This window comes from Kitasatospora cheerisanensis KCTC 2395, from assembly GCF_000696185.1.
Lineage (GTDB): Bacteria > Actinomycetota > Actinomycetes > Streptomycetales > Streptomycetaceae > Kitasatospora > Kitasatospora cheerisanensis.
The window spans coordinates 7666876-7689012 of sequence record NZ_KK853997.1; the positions used below are offsets into that span (position 1 = coordinate 7666876).

General features: G+C 73.7%; 23 protein-coding genes and 2 pseudogenes. 15 read left to right on the forward strand and 10 right to left on the reverse strand.

Annotation, left to right across the window (positions count from 1 at the left end; translation table 11 throughout):
- Window positions 1-29 precede the first annotated feature (29 nt).
- The 11 genes and pseudogenes from KCH_RS34485 to KCH_RS34530 all read left to right on the forward strand — a co-directional run bounded on the left by KCH_RS34485 (window position 30) and on the right by KCH_RS34530 (window position 7666).
- Window positions 30-461: a cupin domain-containing protein gene (locus KCH_RS34485; RefSeq protein WP_035869820.1), complete on the forward strand. Its 432-nt coding sequence runs from the start codon at window positions 30-32 to the stop codon at window positions 459-461.
- Window positions 458-1723 (forward strand): beta-ketoacyl-[acyl-carrier-protein] synthase family protein, encoded by a 1266-nt coding sequence (locus KCH_RS34490; protein ID WP_035869826.1) that lies wholly within the window; start codon window positions 458-460, stop codon window positions 1721-1723. Before KCH_RS34485 ends, KCH_RS34490 begins: the two co-directional genes overlap by 4 nt.
- Complete coding sequence (locus tag KCH_RS34495; protein WP_035869829.1) at window positions 1720-2949, forward strand: beta-ketoacyl synthase N-terminal-like domain-containing protein; 1230 nt, start codon at window positions 1720-1722, stop codon at window positions 2947-2949. Before KCH_RS34490 ends, KCH_RS34495 begins: the two co-directional genes overlap by 4 nt.
- A gap of 10 nt (window positions 2950-2959) precedes the next feature.
- Window positions 2960-3214, forward strand: a complete 255-nt coding sequence (locus KCH_RS34500) for an acyl carrier protein (RefSeq protein WP_035869832.1) — start codon at window positions 2960-2962, stop codon at window positions 3212-3214.
- Window position 3215: 1 nt separating this feature from the next.
- Window positions 3216-3674, forward strand: coding sequence for an SRPBCC family protein (locus tag KCH_RS34505; protein WP_035869835.1), 459 nt, complete (start codon window positions 3216-3218; stop codon window positions 3672-3674).
- A 5-nt stretch (window positions 3675-3679) separates the two neighbouring features.
- Window positions 3680-4000 carry a TcmI family type II polyketide cyclase gene (locus KCH_RS34510; RefSeq protein ID WP_035875129.1) on the forward strand — a complete coding sequence of 107 codons (321 nt, stop codon included), beginning with the start codon at window positions 3680-3682 and terminating at the stop codon, window positions 3998-4000.
- A 70-nt stretch (window positions 4001-4070) separates the two neighbouring features.
- Window positions 4071-4766, forward strand: a pseudogene (locus KCH_RS45500) (acetyl-CoA carboxylase carboxyltransferase subunit beta); the annotation flags it as partial.
- A 103-nt stretch (window positions 4767-4869) separates the two neighbouring features.
- Window positions 4870-5721 carry an acetyl-CoA carboxylase carboxyl transferase subunit alpha gene (gene accA / locus KCH_RS45505; RefSeq protein ID WP_244305731.1) on the forward strand — a complete coding sequence of 284 codons (852 nt, stop codon included), beginning with the start codon at window positions 4870-4872 and terminating at the stop codon, window positions 5719-5721.
- The gene (locus KCH_RS45510; RefSeq protein WP_035869842.1) at window positions 5718-6071 is read left to right on the forward strand and encodes a hypothetical protein; all 354 of its coding nucleotides are present in this window, start codon (window positions 5718-5720) and stop codon (window positions 6069-6071) included. Before accA ends, KCH_RS45510 begins: the two co-directional genes overlap by 4 nt.
- A complete protein-coding gene (locus KCH_RS45515) occupies window positions 6068-6286 on the forward strand; it encodes an acetyl-CoA carboxylase biotin carboxyl carrier protein (RefSeq protein WP_167574244.1) in 219 nt (72 codons plus the stop codon). The genes KCH_RS45510 and KCH_RS45515 overlap by 4 nt, the downstream gene beginning before the upstream one ends.
- Window positions 6287-6295: 9 nt before the next feature.
- Window positions 6296-7666 (forward strand): acetyl-CoA carboxylase biotin carboxylase subunit, encoded by a 1371-nt coding sequence (locus KCH_RS34530; protein WP_035869853.1) that lies wholly within the window; start codon window positions 6296-6298, stop codon window positions 7664-7666.
- Window positions 7667-7739: 73 nt separating this feature from the next.
- Here the strand turns inward: KCH_RS34530 and KCH_RS34535 are convergent, their stop codons facing one another.
- Complete coding sequence (locus tag KCH_RS34535) at window positions 7740-8807, reverse strand: methyltransferase (RefSeq protein WP_084224091.1); 1068 nt, start codon at window positions 8805-8807, stop codon at window positions 7740-7742.
- 45 nt (window positions 8808-8852) lie between these two features.
- Window positions 8853-9971 carry a right-handed parallel beta-helix repeat-containing protein gene (locus tag KCH_RS34540; RefSeq protein ID WP_051653761.1) on the reverse strand — a complete coding sequence of 373 codons (1119 nt, stop codon included), beginning with the start codon at window positions 9969-9971 and terminating at the stop codon, window positions 8853-8855.
- A gap of 227 nt (window positions 9972-10198) precedes the next feature.
- On the opposite strand from KCH_RS34540, the gene KCH_RS34545 reads away from it, so the two are divergent.
- Window positions 10199-10486 (forward strand): hypothetical protein, encoded by a 288-nt coding sequence (locus tag KCH_RS34545; RefSeq protein ID WP_035869856.1) that lies wholly within the window; start codon window positions 10199-10201, stop codon window positions 10484-10486.
- A 126-nt stretch (window positions 10487-10612) separates the two neighbouring features.
- Here the strand turns inward: KCH_RS34545 and KCH_RS43040 are convergent, their stop codons facing one another.
- Entirely contained in the window at window positions 10613-11179 is a 567-nt protein-coding gene (locus KCH_RS43040; RefSeq protein WP_063750327.1) for a hypothetical protein, read from the reverse strand.
- A gap of 463 nt (window positions 11180-11642) precedes the next feature.
- On the opposite strand from KCH_RS43040, the pseudogene KCH_RS34555 reads away from it, so the two are divergent.
- Window positions 11643-13252 (forward strand): annotated as a pseudogene (locus KCH_RS34555) (alpha/beta hydrolase).
- Window positions 13253-13259: 7 nt separating this feature from the next.
- On the opposite strand, the gene KCH_RS34560 reads toward KCH_RS34555, so the two are convergent.
- From KCH_RS34560 to KCH_RS34575, 4 genes are all read right to left on the reverse strand, one after another.
- Window positions 13260-14966 carry an MFS transporter gene (locus tag KCH_RS34560; protein WP_084224094.1) on the reverse strand — a complete coding sequence of 569 codons (1707 nt, stop codon included), beginning with the start codon at window positions 14964-14966 and terminating at the stop codon, window positions 13260-13262.
- A complete protein-coding gene (locus KCH_RS34565) occupies window positions 14963-15517 on the reverse strand; it encodes a TetR/AcrR family transcriptional regulator (RefSeq protein ID WP_035869859.1) in 555 nt (184 codons plus the stop codon). The genes KCH_RS34560 and KCH_RS34565 overlap by 4 nt, the downstream gene beginning before the upstream one ends.
- A 296-nt stretch (window positions 15518-15813) precedes the next feature.
- A complete protein-coding gene (locus tag KCH_RS34570; protein WP_157032325.1) occupies window positions 15814-16209 on the reverse strand; it encodes a cell division protein SepF in 396 nt (131 codons plus the stop codon).
- A gap of 418 nt (window positions 16210-16627) precedes the next feature.
- The gene (locus KCH_RS34575; RefSeq protein ID WP_035869862.1) at window positions 16628-17155 is read right to left on the reverse strand and encodes a DinB family protein; all 528 of its coding nucleotides are present in this window, start codon (window positions 17153-17155) and stop codon (window positions 16628-16630) included.
- Between the two features lie 459 nt (window positions 17156-17614).
- On the opposite strand from KCH_RS34575, the gene KCH_RS43045 reads away from it, so the two are divergent.
- Window positions 17615-17827, forward strand: a complete 213-nt coding sequence (locus tag KCH_RS43045; protein ID WP_035869865.1) for a DUF2568 domain-containing protein — start codon at window positions 17615-17617, stop codon at window positions 17825-17827.
- Between the two features lie 103 nt (window positions 17828-17930).
- On the opposite strand, the gene KCH_RS46310 is transcribed toward KCH_RS43045, so the two are convergent.
- Complete coding sequence (locus KCH_RS46310; RefSeq protein ID WP_084224097.1) at window positions 17931-18746, reverse strand: TVP38/TMEM64 family protein; 816 nt, start codon at window positions 18744-18746, stop codon at window positions 17931-17933.
- A 135-nt stretch (window positions 18747-18881) separates the two neighbouring features.
- Window positions 18882-19781 carry a deoxyribonuclease IV gene (locus KCH_RS34590; RefSeq protein ID WP_208866021.1) on the reverse strand — a complete coding sequence of 300 codons (900 nt, stop codon included), beginning with the start codon at window positions 19779-19781 and terminating at the stop codon, window positions 18882-18884.
- 199 nt (window positions 19782-19980) lie between these two features.
- Here KCH_RS34590 and KCH_RS34595 point away from each other — a divergent pair, with 199 nt between their 5' ends.
- Window positions 19981-20625 (forward strand): class I SAM-dependent methyltransferase, encoded by a 645-nt coding sequence (locus tag KCH_RS34595; protein WP_035869867.1) that lies wholly within the window; start codon window positions 19981-19983, stop codon window positions 20623-20625.
- 292 nt (window positions 20626-20917) lie between these two features.
- Here the strand turns inward: KCH_RS34595 and KCH_RS34600 are convergent, their stop codons facing one another.
- Window positions 20918-22111 (reverse strand): MFS transporter, encoded by a 1194-nt coding sequence (locus KCH_RS34600; RefSeq protein ID WP_063750234.1) that lies wholly within the window; start codon window positions 22109-22111, stop codon window positions 20918-20920.
- Window positions 22112-22137: the final 26 nt, after the last annotated feature.

The window sequence follows — 22137 nt, forward strand, 5'->3', positions numbered from 1 at the left end:
ACGACCCCACGCCGGAGAGGAAGTCCACCGTGACCACCGAGATGCCACGAGTCGTCCACGTCGACGACGCGCCCCCCAACCGCAAGCGCGGCGGCGACCTGCGGGCCATGCTCACCCCGACGGCGGTCGGCGCCACCAGCGGATTCATGGGGGTGGCCATCGTCGAACCCGGAGAGCGGATCGGCGAGCACTACCACCCGTACTCCGAGGAGTTCGTGTACGTGATCTCCGGCGAACTCGAGGTCGACCTGGACGGCAAGACCCAGCCGCTGCGCCCCGAACAGGGCCTGATGATCCCGATCGGGATGCGGCACCGGTTCCGCAACACCGGCCCCGGCCAGGCCCGGATGGTCTTCCACCTCGGGCCGCTCGCACCCCGCCCCGAACTCGGCCACGTCGACACCGAGGAGCAGAGCACCGCCGAGTCGGGGCCGCCGGAACCGGCCGGGGCGGCATCGTGAGCCGCCGGGTCGCGGTGACCGGCATCGGCGTGGTCGCCCCCGGCGGCATCGGCGTCCCGCAGTTCTGGCGGCTGCTCACCGACGGCCGCACCGCCACCCGCGGCATCACCCTGTTCGACCCCGAGGGCTTCCGCTCCCGGATCGCCGCCGAATGCGACTTCGACCCCGCCGCGCACGGCCTCACCGCCGACCAGATCGCCCGCAACGACCGCTACGTGCAGTTCGCCCTGGTCGCCGCCGACGAAGCGGTCGCCGACGCCGGCCTCGACCCCGCGGGCGAGGACCCCTGGCGGATCGGCGTCTCGCTCGGCACCGCGGTCGGCGGCACCACCCGCCTCGAACACGACTACGTGCTGGTCAGCAGCCGCGGCGAGCACTGGGGCGTCGACCACCGGCCCGCCGAGCCGCACCTGGAACGGGCGTTCTCCCCGTCCACGCTGGCCTCCGCGGTCGCCGAACGGCTCGGCGCCCACGGCCCCGTCCAGACCGTCTCCACCGGCTGCACCTCCGGCCTGGACGCCGTCGGGTACGCCGCCCTCGCCATCGAGGAGGGCCGCGCCGACGTGATCGTCGCCGGAGCCTGCGACTCGCCGATCTCCCCGATCACCGTCGCCTGCTTCGACGCCATCAAGGCCACCTCCGCCCGCAACGACGACCCCGCACACGCCTCCCGCCCCTTCGACGCGAGCCGCGACGGCTTCGTGCTCGGCGAGGGCGGCGCCGTCGTCGTGCTGGAGGAGTGGGAGCACGCCCGGCGCCGCGGCGCCCGCATCTACGCCGAACTCGGCGGCTTCGCCACCTTCGGCAACGCCTACCACATGACCGGACTCACCCAGGAGGGCGTGGAGATGTCCGAAGCCATCGACCGCGCCCTCGCCCACGCGAAACTCCCCGGCGACGCCGTCGACTACGTCAACGCGCACGGCTCCGGCACCAAGCAGAACGACCGCCACGAGACCGCCGCCGTCAAACGCTCCCTGGGCGCGCACGCCCGGCGCACCCCGATGAGCTCCATCAAGTCCATGGTCGGGCACTCCCTCGGCGCGATCGGCGCCATCGAACTGGTCGCCTGCACCCTCGCCCTGCACCACGGCGTCGTCCCGCCGACCGCCAACTACACCGAACCCGACCCCGAGTGCGACCTCGACTACGTCCCCCGCACCGCCCGCGACATGCCGCTGCGCCACGTGCTGTCGGTCGGCAGCGGCTTCGGCGGCTTCCAGTCCGCAGTGGTGCTGAGCAGAGCGGAGACGGCCCCATGAACACCACCCGCAGCGCGGTGATCACCGGCGTCGGCGTGGTCTCCCCGCACGGCATCGGCGCCGACGACTACTGGAAGGCGCTCTGCCAGGGCCGCTCCGCGCTCGCCCCGATCGACCGCGAGGGCTGCGAGCACCTCCCGCTGCGCATCGCCGGCCTGGTGCGCGGCTTCGACGCCGAGGCGTACGTCGAGCCGCGCTACCTGGTGCAGACCGACCGGTTCACCCACTTCGCGATGGCCGCCGCCGAACTTGCCATGGCCGACGCCGACCTGACGCCCCACCCCGACGACCCGTTCCAGGTCGCCGTGGTCACCGCGGCGGGATCCGGCGGCGGCGAGTTCGGCCAGCGCGAACTCCAGCACCTGTGGGCCGAAGGACCCCACCACGTCGGCCCCTACCAGTCCATCGCCTGGTTCTACGCCGCCTCCACCGGCCAGATCTCCATCCGCGGCGGCTTCAAGGGCCCCTGCGGCGTCGTCGCCTCCGACGAGGCCGGCGGCCTGGACGCCCTCGCGCACGCCGCCCGCGCCGTCGGCCGCGGCACCGACGCCGTCCTGGCCGGGGCCGCCGAAGCCCCCATCGCCCCCTACTCGATGGTCTGCCAGCTCGGCTACCCCGGACTGTCCACCGCCGTCGACCCCGACCGCGCCTACCGGCCCTTCGGCACCGACGCGGCCGGCTTCGTCCCCGCCGAGGGCGGGGCCATGTTCGTCGTCGAGGACGACGAAGCCGCCCGCCGGCGCGGCGCCCGCGCCCGGGCCCGGATCGCCGGACACACCGCCACCTTCACCGGCGCCGCCCGCTGGGCCGACAGCCGCGAAGGACTCGCCCACGCCGTCCGCGGCGCCCTCGCCGAGGCGCACTGCGCCCCCGACGAGATCGACGTGGTCTTCGCCGACGGCCTCGGCGTCCCCGAGGCCGACCGCGCCGAAGCCCTCGCCCTGGCCGACGCGCTCGGCGACCACGCCGAACGCGTCCCCGTCACCGCCCCCAAGGCCGGCCTCGGCCGCGCCCACTGCGGCGCCCCCGCGCTCGACGTGGCCGCCGCCGTGCTCGCCCTCGAACAGGGCCTGGTCCCGCCCACCCCGCACACCCAGGACTGCCCGTACGGGCTCGACCTGGTCATCGGCCACCCGCGACCCGCCGAGCTGCACACCGCCCTGGTGCTCAGCCGCGGCCTGATGGGCTCCAACACCGCCCTGGTGCTGCGCCGGGCCCGAACCTGAAGGAGTAACCGTGAACCCCGAGATCAGCTACGAGGAACTCGCCACCCTGATCAAGACCCGGGCCGGCGTCCAGGTCAGCGTCGACCAGCTGGCCGACCCCGGCTGCATGTTCCTCGACCTCGGCGTCGACTCGCTCGGCGTCCTCGGCGTCCTCGCCGACCTGGAGAACCGCTACGGCGTCTCCATCGACTCCTCCGACCTGCTCGGCCGCCCCGTCGCCGAGTTCCTGAAGACCGTCAACTCCACCGTGAAAGCTGGTGCCTGACATGCCCGGACACACCGACAACACCATCCTCATCAACGCCCCCGTCGACCTGGTCTGGGACGTGACCAACGACCTGGAGCAGTGGCCCCAGCTGTTCAGCGAGTACGCCGCCGTCGACGTCCTCGACCGGCAGGGCCAGCTGGTGCGGTTCCGGCTCACCATGCACCCCGACGAGAACGGCCAGGTGTGGAGCTGGGTCTCCGAGCGCGAAGCCGACCGCGACAAGCTGACCGTCCGCGCCCGCCGGGTCGAACCCGGCCCGTTCGAATTCATGGAGATCCGCTGGGAGTACGAGGACCTCGGACCGAGCACCCGGATGCGCTGGATCCAGGACTTCGCGATGAAGCCCACCGCGCCCGTCGACGACCTCCAGATGACCGACCGGATCAACCAGAACTCCAAGGTCCAGATGGAACTGATCCGCGCCAAGGTCGAACACCGCGCCGGAGCGGCCCGGTGAACGACCTGCACCGCACCCTGATCGTCGCCCGGATGAAACCCGGCACCGCCGACCACATCGCCGGCGTCTTCGCCGACTCCGACCGCGGCGCCCTGCCCGGCCTGATCGGTGTCCGCGGCCGCAGCCTGTTCCAGTTCGGCGACGTCTACCTGCACCTGATCGAGTCCGAGCGCCCCGCCGGCCCCGAGGTCGCCAGGTACGCCGAACACCCCGAGTTCCGGGACGTCAGCGAACGCCTCGCCGTCTACGTCGACGCCTACGACCCGGCGACCTGGCGCAGCCCCAAGGACGCCATGGCGCACGAGTTCTACCGCTGGGACCGCTGAACCCGCCACACCCGTGAAGAACAGGGAAGGGAGAGCCGCCGTGGCCGAACAGAGCGAGACGGCCGACTGGGTGCGCTGCGCGGGCTGCGCCGGCCTGGTCTACGGCAAACGCTTCGCGCGCGCCCTGCAGGTGTGCCCCGAATGCGGGCACCACGGGCGGCTCACCGCCCCGCAGCGGCTCGCCCAACTCCTCGACCCGGGCACCGCCGAACCCGTCGGAGCGGTGCCCGCCGTGCACGACCCGCTGCGCTTCGTCGACAGCCGCACCTACCAGGACCGCCTCGACGAGGCCCGCGCCGACACCGGCCTCACCGAAGCCGTGCTGTGCGCCGCCGGACAGATCGAGGGCCAGCCGTGCGTCGCCGCCGTCATGGACTTCCGCTTCCTCGGCGGCAGCCTCGGCGTCGCCGTCGGCGCCCTCATCACGCACGCCGCCCGCCTCGCGCTGGAACGCCGCGCCCCGCTCGTGCTGGTCACCGCCAGCGGCGGCGCCCGGATGCAGGAAGGCGTGCTGTCGCTCATGCAGATGGCCAAGACCGCGCAGGCCATGGCCGAACTCGACGAAGCCGGCATCCTCACCGTCTCGGTGATCACCGACCCGACCTACGGCGGCGTCGCCGCCTCCTTCGCCACCCTCGCCGACGTCATCCTCGCCGAACCCGGCGCCCGGATGGGCTTCGCCGGGCCCCGCGTCATCGAACAGACCACCGGCGAGAAACTCCCCGAAGGCTTCCAGACCGCCGAGTTCCTGCTCGCCCACGGACTGGTCGACGACGTGGTGCCCCGGGTCGGCCTGCGCCCCGTCCTCGGCCGGCTGCTCGGACTGCGGCCCCCCACCCGGCCCGCCCCCGGGCGACCCCGCCGCCATCCTGCGCGCCGCCGACGAACTCGTCGACCGCGACCCCTGGCAGAACGTCCGCCTCGCCCGCCACCCCGAACGGCCCACCACGCTCGACTACATCCGCCGCCTGGTCGACGACTTCCAGGAACTCCACGGCGACCGGCTCACCGAGGACTGCCCCGCCATCATCGCCGGCACCGGCCACCTGGCCGGCACCCCCGTCGTCCTGATCGGCCACCACAAGGGCGGACCCGACCTCGGCGAACGCCGGCGCCGGCGCTTCGGCATGGCCCGGCCCTCCGGCTACCGCAAGGCCGCCCGGCTGATGCGCCTCGCCGCGAAACTCCGGCTGCCCGTCGTCACCCTGATCGACACCCCCGGCGCCAACCCCGGACCCGAGGCCGAGATCGGCGGACAGGCCGCCGCCATCGCCGAGAACCTCCGGCTGATGGCCCGCCTGCCCGTCCCCGTCGTCGCCGTGCTCATCGGCGAGGGCGGCAGCGGCGGCGCCCTCGCACTCGCCGTCGCCGACCGCGTCCTGGTCAGCGCCAACGGCATCTACTCGGTGATCAGCCCCGAGGGCTGCGCCGCCATCCTCTGGAAGGACCCCCAGGCCGCACCCGCCGCCGCCGCCTCGCTGCGCCTGCACCCCGGCGACCTGCTCAGCCTCGGCGTGGTGGACGGCATCGTCCCCGAACCGCCCGAAGGAGCGCACCAGGACCACGCCGCCGCGGCCGACCTGCTGGAGGCCGCCGTCACCGAGGCCCTGCACGAACTGATCCCCTGGGACCCGGACCGGCTGCGCGCCGCACGCCGGGCCCGCTTCCACCGCTACGGCACCGACCTCGGCACCGCGGCGGCAGATTGGAGCCAGCCATGACCGTCGAGGTGAAACACCAGCCGCAACGCGGACGGATCGCCCGCACCGGCGACGGACCCGCCGGCACCGACCACGCCGCAGGCGCAGACCACGCCGCGGGGCCGGAGCACGCCGGCGGGTCCGAGCACGTCGCCGACCTCGCCGAACTGTGCCGCAGCGTCGCCGAACTCGTCCGGGCCGGCGCCCGGCCGCCCCGCCGGATCCGGCTCGAACACCTCGGCACCGCCGTCGAGGTCGAATGGGACACCCCCGCGGCGCCCGCCGGGCCCGGGACGGCCGACCGGCCGCGGGCGCCGAGCTCCCGCCCGAGGAGCCCGAGGACCCCCACCGCTACGTGTGCGCCCCGATGATCGGCACCTTCTACCACGCGCCCGAACCGGGCGCGCCGCCGTACGTCTCGGTCGGCGACACCATCACCCCCGGCCAGCCGATCGGCATCCTCGAAGTGATGAAGATGATGAGCCCCGTCGAGGCCGACGTGGCCGGCCGGGTGGTGGAGATCCTGGCCGCCGACGGCACCGCCGTGGAGTTCCAGCAGCGGCTGATCGCCGTCGAACCCGCGTAAGGGGACCGCATGTTCACCACCGTGCTGATCGCCAACCGCGGCGAGATCGCGCTGCGGATCGCCCGCACCTGCCGGGAGATGGGCCTGCGCACCGTCGCCGTCTACTCCACCGCCGACCGCGACTCGGCGGTGGTCCGCTTCGCCGACCGGGCCGTCCACCTCGGGCCGGCCAGTGCCCGGGCCAGCTACCTGCACATCCCGTCCATCGTCGAAGCCGCCCGGCTCACCGGCGCCGAAGCCGTCCACCCCGGCTACGGCTTCCTCTCCGAGGACCCCGACTTCGCGGAGATCTGCGAGACCAACGGCCTCACCTTCATCGGCCCGCCCCCGCAGGTCATGGAGCAGCTCGGCGACAAGTCCGTGGCCCGGCGGCTGATGGCCGAAGCGGGGCTGCCCGTGCTGCCCGGCTCCGTCGGCGCCGTCCGCAGCCCCGGCGAAGCCCGCGAGACCGCCGCCCGCACCGGATACCCCGTCATCCTCAAGGCCGTCGCCGGCGGCGGCGGACGCGGCATGGCCGTGGTCCGCGAGTCCGCCGAGATGGCCACCGCCTTCCAGGAGACCCGGGCCCACGCCCGCGCCGTCTTCGGTGACGAACGGCTCTACCTGGAACGCTACGTCGACGGCGCCCGGCACATCGAGGTCCAGGTGCTCTGCGACACCCACGGCAACGCCGTCCACCTCGCCGAACGCGACTGCTCCGTGCAGCGCCGCCACCAGAAGCTCATCGAGGAATCCCCGGCCCCCAACCTGCCCGACCCGCTGCGCCGCGACATCTGCGCCGCCGCCGTCCGCGGCGCCCTCGCCGTCGGCTACGTCGGCGCGGCCACGTTCGAATTCGTGCTGGCCCCCGACGGCTCGTTCTACCTGATGGAGGTCAACTGCCGCCTCCAGGTCGAACACCCCGTCACCGAGATGGTCACCGGCATCGACCTGGTCCGCGAACAGCTCACCATCGCCGCCGGCGAACCGCTGACGCTCCGCCAGGACGCCGTCAAACCGCGCGGCGCGGCCGTCGAGGCCCGGATCAACGCCGAGGACCCCGAACGCGGCTTCCTGCCCACCCCCGGCCGGCTCACCGAATTCTTCCCGCCCGGCGGCCCGTTCGTCCGGGTCGACACGCACGCCTACCCCGGCTGGCCGATCGGCCCCGACTACGACTCGCTGCTCGCCAAGACCATCGCCTGGGCCCCCGACCGCGAGCAGGCCGTCGCCCGGCTCGACCGGGCGCTCGCCGAGTTCCGCATCGAAGGCCCCGGCGTCTGCACCACCACCGACTACCTGCGCCGCACCCTCGCCGACCCGCGCTTCCGGGCCGGCCGGCACACCACCGGCCTGGTTGCCGAGATGGCCGCGGAGGCCGCCGCCGTCGCCGCCCGCTGACCGGCCGCAGCACCCGGGAAGCCGCCCGGACCGTGAGAACGGTCCGGGCGGCTTCGGCGTCGCGCCGGCGCGGTCAGACGACCGTGCAGGTGAAGGCGTGCAGGTACGGATTGACCGGCGCGACGCTCTCCAGCAGCAGGCCCGACTCCTCGATCAGCGCGGTCAGGCTGCCCAGCGTGTGCTTCCCGCCGCCGACGTTGAGCAGCAGCAGCAGGTCCATCGCCGTGGTGAACCGCATCGAGGGCGAGTCGTCCACCAGGTTCTCCACGATCACCACCCGGGCGCCCGGACGGGCCACCGCGCGCAGGTTGCGCAGCGTGCGGCGGGTGGAGTCGTCGTCCCACTCCAGGATGTTCTTCACCAGGTACAGGTCCGCCTGCACCGGGATCGCGATCCGGCAGTCGCCCGCCACCAGCCGGGCCCGGTCGGCCAGCGGACCGCCCGGCAGCAGCCGCGGATCGGCGTGCTCGACCACCTTCGGCAGGTCCAGCAGCGTGCCGTGCAGCTCCGGGTGACGCTCCATCAGGGCGGCCAGCGCCTGGCCCTGGCCGCCGCCGATGTCCGCCGCGGTGGCGATCCCGGTCAGGTCGAGGAAGTCCGCCAGGTCCTGCGCCGACTGGCGGCTGGACTGCGTCATCGCCCGGTTGAACAGGGCCGCGGAGTCCGGCGCGTCGTCGTGCAGATACTGGAAGAACTCCTTGCCGAAGGTGTCGGAGAACACGCTGCGCCCGGTGCGCACCGCGTCGTCCAGCCGGGCCCAGGACTGCCACGTCCACGGCTCGGTGCACCACAGGGCGATGTCGCGCAGGCTGCCCGGCTCGTCGGCGCGCAGCAGGCGCGACAGCGGGGTGTGGGCGTAGCGGCCGTCACCGGTCCGGGTGAATACCTCGTAGCAGACCAGGGCCCGCAGCAGGCGGTCCAGCGGGCCCGGTTCGACGCCCAGTCGGAGCGCCAACTCCTCGGCGGTGGCGGGCTGTTCGTCGAGTGCGTCGGCCAGCTTCAGGTTGGCCGCGGCACGCACCGCGCCCGCGCAGGCGGCGCCGAAGACCAGCTCGCGCAGCAGCATCCCGGGCGGGACGGCGCCGGGCGCGTCGGCGGCGGTCGGGGACATCGGGACGGGGCGGGTCGGGGCGGAGGTCATGGGCTCGGCGGCCTTTCGTCGCGGGCTGGAGGGCTGGAGGGCCGGTCAGCAGTGGCCGGCGGGCTGGGAGGAGCTGCAGGCGTTGGCGGTGAAGGAGTTGCCGGCGCCGTGGTCGCGGTCGGCGAGATCGGCGGGCAGGTTGTCGTGCAGGGCGTTGCCGGTGACGTCGGCGCGGGTGTTCGGCGCGCCCACCACGCTCGGGTACAGCACGATGCCGCCCGACATCGGCGAGTCGCCGGAGTGGTCGGCGACCAGGTTGCCGGAGACCGTGACGTCCTCGGTGCCGGTCAGCAGGATGCCGGTGCCCTGCACCGCGTCCAGGCGCGGATTGGGCGCGCAGTAGCGGTTGTTGGCGCGCACCACGTTGTCGCGGACGGTCAGCGCACCGGCCCGCGGCACCCCGTCGTCGCCGACCACGAACACGCCGCCACAGTTGCCGGACGCCAGGTTCGCCGTCACCGTCAGGTCCCGCACCCGGCGCAGCTGCAGGCCGATCCGGTTGCCGGTCAGCCGGTTCTCCGACACCTCGGTGCCGCGGGTCTCCAGCGCGCCGCCCTTGCGGTCGAACCAGTTGGCGACGAAGATCCCGGCCTGCCCGTTGTCCCGCGCCTCGTTGTCGGTCAGCACCGTACGGGTCGACATCTCGACACTGATGCCCTGCAGGCCGTTGTCGTGGGACGACACCTGACGGACCGTCAGCCGGTCGGTGACGGCGGCCGAGACGCCGTTCTTCGCGAAGCCGGCCACCGCGAGCGACTCCACCACCGCCCCCGACACCGGCCGCACCGGCGCCCCCCGGTCGTCCGCCACACCCGTCACGCACAGGCCGTTGCCGGCCTTCGCGCACGCGCCGGTGTCCGCCGGATCGGGGACCAGCACGGTGCGGCTGCCCTGCCCGCGCAGCGTCACCCCGTCGGTGGCGAGGGTGACGCTGCCCGGGTAGCGGCCCTCGGCCAGCTCCACCACGTCGCCCGGGCGGGCCGCGTCCAGCGCGGCCTGCACGGAGGCGCCGGGGCCGAGGCGGTGCACGGTCGGGCCGGCGGCCGTCGCGGGCGCGGTGGCGGCCGGAGTGGCGGCCAGCACGGTGGGGACGACGGCGGCGGTGGCGAACAGGGCGGCGACGAGGCGGGTGCGCGGGCGCGCCGGGGCGAAGGGAGAAGTCATGGTGGGGAGCCGGCTTCCAGGGGTCGCGGTCGCGGACGGCGTGGGCGCGCCCGCCGCCTCGAAGCTAAGGTCGCGCACCGCCCGCGGCCAGCCGGGTTCGGTCGCACGGGTTGCCCGCACCCGCCGACCGGGTGGCCCCGAGGGGCGGGCGCCACCCGTACACCCGATCGGGCGGCCCTACGGCCGGGCACCGGGCCCCCTCAGTGCGGCCGAACCACTATGGACCCATGACCACGCACAGCGGACGCATCGCCGAACACACCGACCCCGCCTCCGACGACCTGCGCCCCCTCGGCGTCGGCCGGACCGACCTGTTCCCCGCCGAACCGCACTCCGCCGACCACTACCGCACCGAGCGGCAGCGCAGCGAGGAGTACCGGATCGACGAGGAACTCGCCGCCCGGCAGGCCGCCCCCGACACCGGCCCGGAGACGGAGGTGGAGACCGCGGGCTGGCCGGACGCGGACGACCCCGGCTGGGACTACGAGGACGTCATCCTCCGGTCGGTCAACTGAAGGCCCGTCAGCGCACTGCGCCCGCCGCTCGGTCACCCCGAACGGCGGGCACAGTGCGCTGACGGGCCTTCAGCCGGCCCCGGCCGGCAGCGGCAGGTCAGTAGCGGCAGGTCAGTAGCCAGTAGGTCAGTAGCGGTAGGCCTTCACCACGACCGGGATCAGCGTGGTCTCCGAGGACTTGGTGGAGAACACCACCGGGTTCGCGGACGCGTTCGACGCCAGGTTCTCCACGCCCACCACCGAGGAGTCCACGGTGTGCCCGGAGGCGTCGGTGAAGTCCACCTGGATCGCGTACGAGCGTGTCTCCAGCGTGCTGTTGCGGACCGTCACCTTCGCCGCCGCCAGACCACCGGTCTCCTGCGCGGGCACCCCCGTCAGCGTCACGTCGTCCAGCGCGTTGCCCGGGCCCTGGGCGGTCGCCAGCACCTGCGTCGCCTTGTCCCGGCCCGCCGCCACCTGGGCGTTGGCCGAGGCCTCGAACTGCGCCGCCCGCTGCGAGGCCGACGCCTGGGCCGCCGAGGCCGACGCCACCGCCGAGGAGTGCACCGAGGCCAGCGGCGAGGCCGGCTCGCCGGAGAAGTTCTCCACCTGCGGCCCCACCTCGAACGTCGACATCGCCGCCTGCACCGGATCCTCGCCCGAGGAACCACCGCACGAGGCCAGCACCGCGATCCCCGCCGCGGCCACCCCCATCGCGATCACCGCCCGGGTGCCGCGCCGCGCCCGGCCGCCGGCTCCGGCCGGCGCGGCGGGCCGACCGGGCCCTGGCGCAGCAGCGGCTGCCGGGCCGGGCGGGGACGGGCCGTCCCGTCGGCAGGAGCTCCGCCCGGGGTCGAACTGTTCCGCTCCGCGTCTCGCATCGCGCTGCACCCTTTCGCTCAGAACCGCGCCGGGCCACTCCGCGCCGCGGTCGATCCGGCGAGCCCTCGGCCCGCGCCCGGACGTGCGTCCCCATCGTCGGAGCCCGGCAACCCCCGGGGCCAGCGGCGCTGGGCCATTGGGAGGAGTCCGACGGCCCGTCAGATCGACGGCGGCGAAGGCGAGATACGTATGGCGGGTGACCGGTGGGCGAACACGCGCGACGAGAGGGCCGAGGACGGTGGGGGAGCAGCGGATCGTACGGCGTCTGCCGAGCTGGAGCGCGCTGGCCGGGGCGGTGCTGTTCTACTGCCTGTCGTTCACGCCCTCGCTGCTGCCCCGGCCGTGGATCCTGCAGGCCGCCGCCGGGGCGATCACCGCGTTCTTCGGCTACGGCTTCGGGGCGTTCTTCGGCCTGGTCGCCGACCAGTGCGGGCTGCGCCCGCCGCCGAACGTCCGGCGGGCCGGCTGGTGGCTGCTGGCCGGGGCCGGGGGCGGCGCCGTCGTCGCGATCACCGCGTGGAGCGTGCGCTGGCAGGGCGACGTCCGGCGGGCCGTCGGCCTCGACCCGCGGATCGGCTGGTGGCAGTGGGCGCTGGTGCTGCCGGTCGCCGCACTGCTCGGCGGCCTGCTGGTGCTCGCCGCCCGGGGCGTCCGGCTCGGCACCCGCACGCTGCGGCGGATCCTCGGCCGGGCCGTCCCCGGCTGCGCGGCCGCCGCCGGGGCCGCCGCCCTCGCCGCCGTGCTGGTGGTCGGCTTCGTCGAGGGCTTCCTGCTGCGCGGACTGCTCGGCCTCGCCGAACGCGGCGCCGCCCTGACGGACCGTTCGACCAGCCCCGGTACCGTCCGGCCGGAACTCCCCACCCTGTCCGGCAGCCCCGCCTCGTACGAGAGCTGGGACAGCCTCGGCGCGAAGGGCCGCGACTTCGTCGGCCGCGCCCCCACCGCCGCACAGATCTCCGCGTTCACCGGACGCCCCGCGAAGGACCCCGTCCGGGCCTACGTCGGCCTGCGCTCCGGCGCAGGCATCGGCCTCGTCGACCCCGCACACGTGCTGCAGGACCGGGCCCGGCGGGCCGTCGCCGAACTCGACCGGGCCGGCGGCTTCCGGCGGAAGGTCCTGGTGGTGATCGGCACCACCGGCAGCGGCTGGGTCAACGAACGGATCGCCCAGCCGCCCGAGTACCTCTACGACGGCGACAGCGCCGAAGTCGCCTACCAGTACTCCTACCTGCCGAGCTGGATCTCCTTCCTGACGGAGGGTGAGGCCACCGAGCCGGGCGGGCGCTGTACGACGCAGTCCACGCCCACTGGGCGCAACTGCCCGCCGAGAGCCGCCCGCGGCTGCTGGTGGCCGGCGAGAGCCTCGGCTCCTACGCCACCGAACGCGCCTTCCCCGACGGCGTCGGCCAGCTCTCCGCGGAGACCGGCGGGGCGCTGCTGGTCGGACCCACCCCCGACAACCCGCTGCGCGAGACCGTCACCGCACAGCGCGCCCCCGGCAGCCCCGTCTGGCGGCCCGTCTACCAGGACGGCCGCACCGTCCGCTTCGCCCAGCAGACCTCCGACTTCGGGGTGCCCGACGCGCCCTGGCCCGAGCCCCGCGTCGTCTACCTGCAGAACGGCAGCGACCCCGTGGTCTGGTGGCAGCCCGCCCTGATCTGGAGCCGGCCCGCCTGGCTGAACGGGCAGCGCGCGTACGACGTCTCACCGACCATGCGGTGGTACCCCCTGGTGACGTTCTGGCAGGTCACCTGCGACCTGGCCGCGTCCGAGGCGGTGCCCGAGGGGCACGGGCACCGCTACGGCCTGATGCCGGTCGAGGCCTGGGCCCGGATCGTCCCGCCGGACGGCTGGACCCCTCAGGACACCGAACGGCTGGTGGCGTACCTGCGGGGCCGGCCCTGACGGGGCGTCAGGAACAGGAATGGGAGACCGGGCCCGCTGTTGTTGTGGCGGTCGTTGCGGTCGGGGCGGAGGGGGTGGCCGTTGCGGTCGGGGTGGTGGGCGGCGGGGTCTCGGTGCGGGTGCGGAGGAGGCGGTGGGTGAGGGCGGCGGCCGTGAGCAGCAGGGCGGTCGAGACCCAGGCTGCGACGTTGATGCCGTGCACGAAGGCGGTGCTCGCGCTGGACAGCAGTTGATCGGCGAGGTTGCCCGGCAGGGAGGCGGCCGCTTCGACCGCGCCGCCGAGCGAGTCGCCGGCCTGGCCGGCCAGCGCCGGGTCGGTGCCCGCCGGGACGGAGAGCGAACCCGCATACAGGGCCGTCACGATCGAGCCGACCAGCGCGATGCCGAGCGCCGCGCCCAGTTCGTAGGCCGTCTCCGACACCGCCGACGCCGCGCCCGCCTTGTCGGCCGGGGCGGCGCCCAGCACCAGGTCCGAGGACAGGGTGTACACCACGCCCTCGGCGGTGCCCAGCGCCAGGAACGAGGAGCCGATCAGCAGGTACGTGCTGTCCACCCGGACCATGCCCAGCACCGCGATGCCCAGCCCCATCACCAGCAGACCGACCGTCAGCACCCGGCGCGCACCCGCGCGCCGCGCCAGACGGGCCGTCAGCAGGCCGCCCACCACCGAACCGACGAAGGCCGGCAGTTCGGCGACACCCGCCGCGAGCGGGGAGTAGCCGCGCACCAACTGGAGGTACTGCGACATGAAGAAGATCACACCGGACAGCCCGATCAGACTGATCAGCGAGGACAGCACCGCCGCCGTGAACCGCCGGTCACGGAACAGCCGGACCTCCAACAGCGGGGTCTCCAGCCGGAGCTGACGCCGCACGAAGAGCGCGAGCGCCGCCGCACCCAGCACGAAGGTCGCCGGGGTGCTCCAGGCGTCCAGACCGTGCGCGGCGAACTCCTTGATGCCGTACACCACGCCGATCACACCGGCCATCGACAGCAGCACGCTCAGCATGTCCCAGCGGCCCGGCAGCGGATCGCGGGACTCCGGCAGCAACCAGGCGCCGAACACCAGCAGCAGCACCATCACCGGCAGGTTCAGCAGGAACACCGACCCCCACCAGAAGTGCTCCAGCAGCACGCCGCCCACCAGCGGGCCCAGCGCCGCACCCGCCGTCGCGCCCGCACCCCAGATGCCGATCGCCGTCGCCCGCTCCCGGGCGTCCGGGAAGAGCGCGCGGATCAGCGACAGCGTGGACGGCATGATCGTCCCACCCGCCACGCCGAGCAGCGCCCGCGCCACGATCAGCCAGCCCGCACTCGGCGCGTACGCCGCCAGCAGCGAGGCCGCTCCGAACGCCACCGACCCCGCCAGCAGCACCCGCTTGCGCCCCAGCCGGTCGCTGAGCGCGCCCATCGACACCAGCAGGCCGGCCAGCACGAAGGAGTAGACGTCACCGATCCACAGCAGCTGGGTGCCGGACGGGCGGAGGGTCTCGGTGATCGAGGGGATGGCGAGGGATAGCACCGTCGCGTCCACCGCCACCAGCGTGACGGCGAGCACGAGGACGCCGAGGCCGGCCCAGCGGCGGCCGGACGTGTCTTTCCTGCCGAGCGGGGAGCGGCCGGAACCGGCGGCTCGGCCGAGCGGGGAGTGGCCGGAACCGGCGGCTCGGCCGAGCGGGGAGTGGCCGGAGCCGGCGGTCAGGGGGGAACTCATGGTGTATCAGGTCTCCGTAGAGCACCGCCGAGGAACAACTCGGCGAGCGAGAATGCGCTTTCGCGAGGGGCGAGCCGGCCTTCCTGGACGGCCCAGCCGATGCCGGCCACCAGATCGAAGAACGCCTCGCTGAGCCAGCCGGCCGAGAGCTCGACCCGGAACGCCCCCTCTTTCTGCCCGCGCAGGAACAGCGCGCGGACCCGGGCGTCCTGGAGCTCCCAGAGGTCGTTGATCTCCGGATCGTCGTACAACTGGTTCTCGCCGGCCAGGAAGGCGCACAGCGCCGCATCCGGCACCACCGCGTCCACCAGCCGTCGCAGGGCCGCCTCGGCGTTGCCCTCCTCGACCCGCGCGGTGTCCAGCGCGGCCGAGAAGCGGCGCAGGCCGAGCGCGCCCACCTCGCGGATCAGCGCCTCCCGCCCCGGGAAGATCCGGTGCAGCGTGGCGCGGCTGATGCCGGCGGCGCGGGCGATCTCGTCGAGATGGGCCGTCGGGCGTCGGGAGAGGACGCCGACGGCTGCCTCAAGGACGGAGTCGCGGTCGGTTGCCATGAGAGTAGCTTAGCGCAGATGAGACATTGGTGTCTCAATTTGGAGGCTTGGGTCTCATGGGGTCTCATGGGGTCGTCAGCCGGGTGGCTCGTCGGGCGGCTAGTCGGGCGGCTAGTCGGGCGGCTTCTGGGGTCGCTATGAGTGCAGGTGGGTGGGGGTGCGGGAACGGCGAAGACCCCGCGCGGGGCGCGGGGTCTTCGGCGAGGCTGGTGGTTCGCGGAGCCGGTCGGGTTCGGCGGCGGCCAGGTGGTTCGGGGTCGGCTCCGGGGGTTCGCGGTCGGCGCTGACTGCTCGGGTCAGCTCTGGTTGTAGAAGCCCGACTCGTCGAGCGGACGGTCGATGACCATCACCTCGACCTCCGCCGGCGTGAGCAGGAACACCCGGCGGGCGATCCGCTCGATGCCGCCGCAGGTGCCGAAGATCAGGCCGGAGGCGAAGTCAACCATCCGCTTCGCCTCGGCGTCATCCATCTCGGTGAGGTCCATCACCACCGGGGTAGACGCCCGGATGTGCTCGCCGACGGTGCGGGCAGCCTCGAACCCGGTGGGCCGGAGCGAGACGATCCTGGACGGGCCGATCTGCACGCTCGGTAGGGTGTCCTCGCCCTCCCACGATTCCTCGTACATCGCGGCCGGGTAGCTACCAGAAGGCATCAGCCACCCGTTGTGGTGCTCGTCGCGAAGTGCTCCCATAGCCGCGCCTCCCTGTCTCGTTCCGTACTCGTCCCCCGGAGGACGACGGGTCGTTTTGACACGTCATCCACTTGTTGGAACTGTCCGAGTATCGCACTGATCACCGCAGATGTGCCCGCACGCGCCCATCGGACGCTTTGTGGCGCGGACAAAAGTCCGCAGTTATTCGGACATTCGCAACGACGCACGCGGCCGGTGAACGGTTGCGCGCGACGACACTATCGGTGGTGGCCCGGCGGCAGTTGACTGTGTGTCAACAATCATGTAACGGCTTCACTCGATGGGGTGGCCGGTGAACGTCAGTTCCCAGCTGTACTCCTGGCGTGTCGCGGGCCAACGCGTGCGCGGCGTCCGGGCCTGGTGTTCCCGCCGCCGTTTTTGGTGCCGCTGCTTGTGGTGCTGTCGGTCGGCAGAGCCCTCATTCGCCGGTGGCGCCGTCGATCCGCTCGCGGATCAGGTCGGCGTGGCCGTTGTGCCGCGCGTACTCCTCGATCATGTGGACGAGAATCCAACGGAGCGTCACTTCATTGCCGCGCCACGGGTGCTTGCCCACCGTGTCCAGCGAGACGCCCTCGACGGCGGCGCGGGCATAGGCGACGTCCTCCTGCCACGCGGCCGTGTCGGCCACCGGATCGGCGTCCTCGACCAGGTCGAAGTCGCCGTCCGGGAACGCCTCGGACCAGTAGCGGCTGTCCGGCCCGAGGTCCTCGCCGTTGAGGTGCCGGCGGAACCAGTGGCGCTCGACCTCGGCCATGTGCCGGACCAGGCCGAGTAGCGACATCGGGGACGGGGGACAGGACCGTTCGCGGAGTTGGTCCGGTGTCAGGCCTTCGCACTTGAGGGCGAGCGTGGCGCGATGGAAGTCCAGCCAGGAGGTCAGCATGGTCGCCTCGTCGGCGGCGAACGGCGCGCTGGTGCGGGTGGTGGCGGGGGTGGTGTTCGTCATGCGGACATGGTGGGGGAGGGGGCGTTCGGCGGGCGAGCCGTTTTCGGTGCGGGGTGCGGGGTGCGGGGTGCGGGGTGCGGCGGGGAGCGGGAGGCGGGGTGCGGTGCGGTGCGGTGCGGTGGGGAGAGCGGCGCGGGAGGTGGGGTTGCCGGGGCGGGGTGCGGGGCGGCGGGTTCTGGTGTCGTGCCCGGGGTTTGAGTGCCGGGAGGTCGCCGGTGTGCTGGCGTGGGGCAGGACGTGGGGGAGGGGGTGGTGGTGCGATGATCGGATCATCGTTGTTGGTTGGCCTGGGCGGGGTGCGGGTGTGCGCAAGGTGATGACGGGGAGCCAGCTGACGTTGCGCTTCCTGCTGGAGTTGGCCTCGCTGGTGGCGCTGGCGGTGGGTGGCTACGGACTGTGGGGTGCCGGCCCCACGGTGGTGCGGATGCTGATCGCGCTGGTGCTGCCGGGGGCGCCGCCTTGCTGTGGGGACGGTACGCCGCGCCGCGGCGGCCCGTGCGCGACTCGGCGGTGGCCTGGTACGGCGTCCAACTGCTCGTCTGGGGCGGCTCGGTCGCCCTGCTGGCCGTCACCGGACGTGCTGCCTGGGCAATTGGGATGGGTGCGCTGATGGTCGTCAACACGGTGTGGCTGCGGGTGCTCGGCGAGTGGTCGCCGGCGATCGAGCGGTAGGGCATCAGGTGGATCGCCCTGGCCCGGGTTGCGGGTGCACCTGCTGTGCGGCGGCCGGGTTCTGACGGTTTGTCGGTCTGGGGGTGCCGGGGTTCCGGGGCGGTCAGGCGGAGCGGCGGGGGCGGGCGCGCCAGAGGGAGACGGCGCTGAACACGCACATCGCCGCGATCACCGACGCCGAGATCAGGAACGCCGGCGAGCCGGGCGAACTCGCGCTCGCTCCCGCGATGACGTACGCAGCCGTGGTCGGCACCACGCCCAGCACCGTCGCCGCCAGGTACGGCCAGAACCGGACCCCGGAGAACGCGCACGCGAAGTTGCCCGCCTGGAACGGCGCCCCTGGGAACAGGCGCACCAGCAGCACGCTGCGGAACCCCTGCTCGGAGAGCCGGCGGTCGATCTCGGTCAGCACCTTGCCGCGGACCAGCGGCCGCAGCGCCTCCCGGCCGAGCGACCGTCCGAGCGCGAACGCCACGATCGCGCCGATCGCCGACCCGGCGACCGCGAGCGGCACGCCCCACAGCGAGCCGAACAGCAGGCCCATCCCCGCGTTCAGCGCGGGCCGCGGCAGGAACGCCACCGTGCCGAAGGCGTACGCCGCCAGCGCGACCGGCATCCGCCACGGGCCGGCCGCCGCCGCGAGGACCGCCGTCGGGTCCCACAGCAGCAGCGAGGCCGCCGCGGCGGCGAGCACGCCCGCCAGCAGACCGAGGCGCAGCAGCGCGTGGCGGTGCGGGCGGTGGGGCTGCGGCGCGACGGTCTTGGTGGTCTCGGCCGCGGTGGCGGTTTCGGTGGCGGTGGCTTTGGGGGTGGCAGCTTTGGGGGTGGCGGTTTCGGTGGGAGTGGCCTCGGTGGGAGTGGTTTCGACGGTGGTGGGGAGTGGCGCGGTGGGGCCGGGTGTCGGCTGCGGGGCGGGCACCCAGGGAGCTTAACCGGCTTCGTGGTTGGGGCTCCGGGAGGGTGTTCGGTGAGGGGGAGGGTGTTCGGCGGTGGGGCGGCGCGGTCCGGTTCTGCGGGGCTCCGGCGATGGGCCGCGGTCTGCGGTGTGCCGGGCTCAGCTGGTGCGGCGCAGCTGCTTGAGCAGGGCGATGTCGGCGGCGTGCCGGACGCCCTCGACGCGGTCGGGGTCGTGGCGGCCGTCGGGCGTCTCGATGATCAGCGGGACGCCCGCGGTCGCCGGGTGCGCCAGCAGGGCCCGGAACGCCGGGGCTCCGATGTGGCCGGCGCCGATGTTCTCGTGGCGGTCCTTGCGGGCGCCCGCCACGTCCTGCGAATCGTTGGCGTGGATCAGCCGCAGCCGGTCCGGGCCGACCGCGCGGTGCAGGGCGTCGAAGAGTTCGTCGACCCCGCCCGGAGCGGCCAGGTCGTGGCCGGCCGCGAAGGCGTGGCAGGTGTCGAGGCAGACGCCGACCCGGGGGTGGTGGTCGAGCGCCTCCAGGTAGGCGGCGAGGTCCTCCATCCGCGCGCACAGCGAGCTGCCCTGCCCCGCCGTCGGCTCCAGCAGCAGCCACGGGGCGTCGTCCCCGTACCGGTCGAGCCCGTCGAGGATCGGCAGGACCTGCGCGCGGACCTGTGCCAGCGCGTCCTGCCGGGTGCCGCACAGCGCCGAACCCGTGTGCACCACCGCGCCGAGCGCACCGATCGCCGCGGAGCGGTGCAGCGAATGCGTCAGGGACTCGACCGAGCGTTCACGAGTCGCCGGGGAGTCGGAACCGAAGTTGATCAGGTACGGCGCGTGCACGTAGGCCGGGATGCCCTGCTCGGCGCAGGCCGTGCGGAACGCCAGATCGTGCGTGGGGTTCCCGGCCGGGGTGGCCCACCCCCGCGGGTTGGCGACGAACACCTGCACCGCCTCCGCGCCCACCTTGGCGGCGTAGGCCAGCCCCGTCCCTGCCAGACCCTTTCCGGCAACGGGAACATGGGCGCCGATCGGGTTGCGCAGGGCGGAATTCATGACGACGAGCATCGCACGGCAGGATGGAACGGCAGGTCACCGGGTTCGGCACTGGTCTGTGACGTGCGGGGGCCGGGGACCTGTCGGTCGGTCCCGGGCCGGGAGTCTCGGGCGGGCTCGTGGTTCGGACCATTGTCGGACCACTGACGGAGCGCGGCGGGCGGTTGACACGCCCCCGGAGTAGGAGAGGCGAGGGCTGATGAACGAGCCGCTGGCGCGGGCGCAGCGTGAGCACTGGGAGCGGACGTACGCCAACCACCCCGGCATGTACGGCGAGCGGCCGTCGGAGTCGGCGGAGCACGCCGCCGCGGTGTTCCCGCCGGGCGGGGCCGTCCTGGAGCTCGGCGCCGGCCACGGACGGGACGCGCTGTACTTCGCCCGCCAGGGCTTCACGGTGACCGCTGCCGATTTCAGTCCCGTCGGCCTCGAACAACTGGCCGCGCGGGCCGCCGCCGAGGGCCTGGCGGTGAGCACCGTGGCCCAGGACGTCCGCGAACCGCTGCCCCTGCCGGACGGGTCGGTCGACGCCGTGTACGCGCACATGCTGTTCTGCATGGCGCTGTCCACGGCCGAGTTGGAAGCGCTGGTCCGGGAGGTACGGCGGGTCCTGCGGCCCGGGGGAGTGCTGGTCTACACCGTCCGGCACACCGGCGATGCGCACTACGGGACCGGCACCGGCCACGGCGACGACATCTGGGAGCACGGCGGTTTCGCGGTGCACTTCTTCTCGCGCGAGTTGGTTGACCGCCTTGCGGAGGGCTGGGGGCCGGCCGAGATCGAGGCTTTCGAGGAGGGAGACCTGCCGCGCCGGCTGTGGCGGGTGACGCAGCGTCGGGTGGACTGATGCGGGTTCTTCGGGTGACCCGAGTGTGCCGGGTGCTGCTGGGCGTGGCGGTGTGTTGAGGAGGGGGGCGTGACGCCGGGAGGGGCGCGGGATCGGATCCCGGGCCCCTCGTGGAGTGCCGGTTCGCACTGGGGGCAGCCAGCCGGTCTTGTCGGCGGGTGCGGGTGGTGTCCGTCGGCTCGACGGGTTGGGGCAGCTTGGTCGATCGGGTTGGGGTGGGCCGGTCTGTCCGGACGGCGGGTCGGGTCGGGCCCTGGCCGACGTGCGGCCGGCTTGAGCGGTCCGAGACGGGTCAGCCGGTGGGCTCCAGGGAACTGGAGGCGACCGGGGCGTCCGCCGACTTGCGGTGGCGCATGGCCGTGGCGGACGGGATCAGCGCGGCCGCCAGCAGCGTGACGACGACGAAGGAGACCGTCAGCGAACTCGCCTGGGCGATGCCGCCGACCACGGCCGGGGCGACCAGGCCGGAGGTGTAGGTGATGGTGGCGACGCCCGCGATGGACTGGCTCGGGTTGGTGCCCGCCCGCCCGGCGGCGGCGAACGCCAGCGGGACGACCACGGCGATGCCGATGCCGATCAGGGCGAACCCCGGGATGGCCACGTACGGGCTGTCGGCCAGCACCACCAGCAGCCCGCCGACGGCGGCGACACCGCCGCTGACCCGCACCGTGCGCACCGGCCCGAGCCGCCGGATCACCGCGTCACCCGCCAGGCGGGCCGCGGCCATGGTGGCGGAGAAGGCGGTGAAGCAGGCGGCGGCGGTCGAGGCCGACGCGCCGGTGATGTCGCGCAGGTAGACGCCGCTCCAGTCCATCGACGCGCCCTCGGCGAACACCGCGCAGAAGCCGACCAGGCCGATGACCAGCGCCTCCTTCGGCGGCAGCGCGAAGCGGGGCGGGGCCTCCTCGCCGGCGGTCGGCCGTACGTCGAGCACGCCGCGCGACACCGCCTGTGCGAGCAGCACCAGGACCAGGGCGGTCACCGCGAACTGAAGCCGGGCGTCCACCTGCTGATGCGCCGCCAGCACACCGAAGCCGGAGGCGATCAGGCCGCCCAGGCTCCACATCCCGTGCAGGCCCGACATGACCGACCGGCCGAGCCGCTCCTCGACCTCGACGCCCTGGGCGTTCATCGCCACGTCCGACATGCCGGCCGTGGCGCCGTAGAGGAACAGGGCGAGGCAGAGCACCACGAGGTGCGGGGAGAGCGCAGGCAGTGCCAGCGAGAGGCACCAGAGCGACAGCAGACCCTGGAGCGCCGCGCGGGCACCGAAGCGGTGCACGATGCGGCCGGCCAGTGGCATCGCCACCGAGGCGCCGATCGCCGGGAAGACCAGGGCGAGACCGAGCTGACCGGGACTCAGATCAAGGTGGTCCTTGATCCACGGGATGCGGGTGACGAAGGTGCCGGTGACGGCACCGTGGACGGCGAACACCAGCGCCACGCTCACCCTTGCGCGCTGGACGTCCTTGAGAGTTTCGCCCATGCCGGGCTCCCCCTTGGGTCGGTCGG

Excerpts from the sequence above, each read along its gene's own strand:
- KCH_RS45510 (WP_035869842.1), top strand. The coding sequence starts at position 5,718 with ATGACCGTCGAGGTGAAACACCAGCCGCAACGCGGACGGATCGCCCGC.
- KCH_RS34595 (WP_035869867.1), top strand. The coding sequence starts at position 19,981 with ATGAACGAGCCGCTGGCGCGGGCGCAGCGTGAGCACTGGGAGCGGACG.
- KCH_RS43040 (WP_063750327.1), bottom strand. The coding sequence starts at position 11,179 with ATGGGGGTGGCCGCGGCGGGGATCGCGGTGCTGGCCTCGTGCGGTGGT.
- KCH_RS34495 (WP_035869829.1), top strand. The coding sequence starts at position 1,720 with ATGAACACCACCCGCAGCGCGGTGATCACCGGCGTCGGCGTGGTCTCC.
- KCH_RS34545 (WP_035869856.1), top strand. The coding sequence starts at position 10,199 with ATGACCACGCACAGCGGACGCATCGCCGAACACACCGACCCCGCCTCC.
- KCH_RS34540 (WP_051653761.1), bottom strand. The coding sequence starts at position 9,971 with ATGACTTCTCCCTTCGCCCCGGCGCGCCCGCGCACCCGCCTCGTCGCC.
- KCH_RS34570 (WP_157032325.1), bottom strand. The coding sequence starts at position 16,209 with ATGGGAGCACTTCGCGACGAGCACCACAACGGGTGGCTGATGCCTTCT.
- KCH_RS45515 (WP_167574244.1), top strand. The coding sequence starts at position 6,068 with ATGATCGGCACCTTCTACCACGCGCCCGAACCGGGCGCGCCGCCGTAC.
- KCH_RS34600 (WP_063750234.1), bottom strand. The coding sequence starts at position 22,111 with ATGGGCGAAACTCTCAAGGACGTCCAGCGCGCAAGGGTGAGCGTGGCG.
- KCH_RS34535 (WP_084224091.1), bottom strand. The coding sequence starts at position 8,807 with ATGACCTCCGCCCCGACCCGCCCCGTCCCGATGTCCCCGACCGCCGCC.
- KCH_RS34590 (WP_208866021.1), bottom strand. The coding sequence starts at position 19,781 with ATGAATTCCGCCCTGCGCAACCCGATCGGCGCCCATGTTCCCGTTGCC.
- KCH_RS34565 (WP_035869859.1), bottom strand. The coding sequence starts at position 15,517 with ATGGCAACCGACCGCGACTCCGTCCTTGAGGCAGCCGTCGGCGTCCTC.
- KCH_RS34575 (WP_035869862.1), bottom strand. The coding sequence starts at position 17,155 with ATGACGAACACCACCCCCGCCACCACCCGCACCAGCGCGCCGTTCGCC.
- KCH_RS34560 (WP_084224094.1), bottom strand. The coding sequence starts at position 14,966 with ATGAGTTCCCCCCTGACCGCCGGCTCCGGCCACTCCCCGCTCGGCCGA.
- KCH_RS34530 (WP_035869853.1), top strand. The coding sequence starts at position 6,296 with ATGTTCACCACCGTGCTGATCGCCAACCGCGGCGAGATCGCGCTGCGG.
- KCH_RS34505 (WP_035869835.1), top strand. The coding sequence starts at position 3,216 with ATGCCCGGACACACCGACAACACCATCCTCATCAACGCCCCCGTCGAC.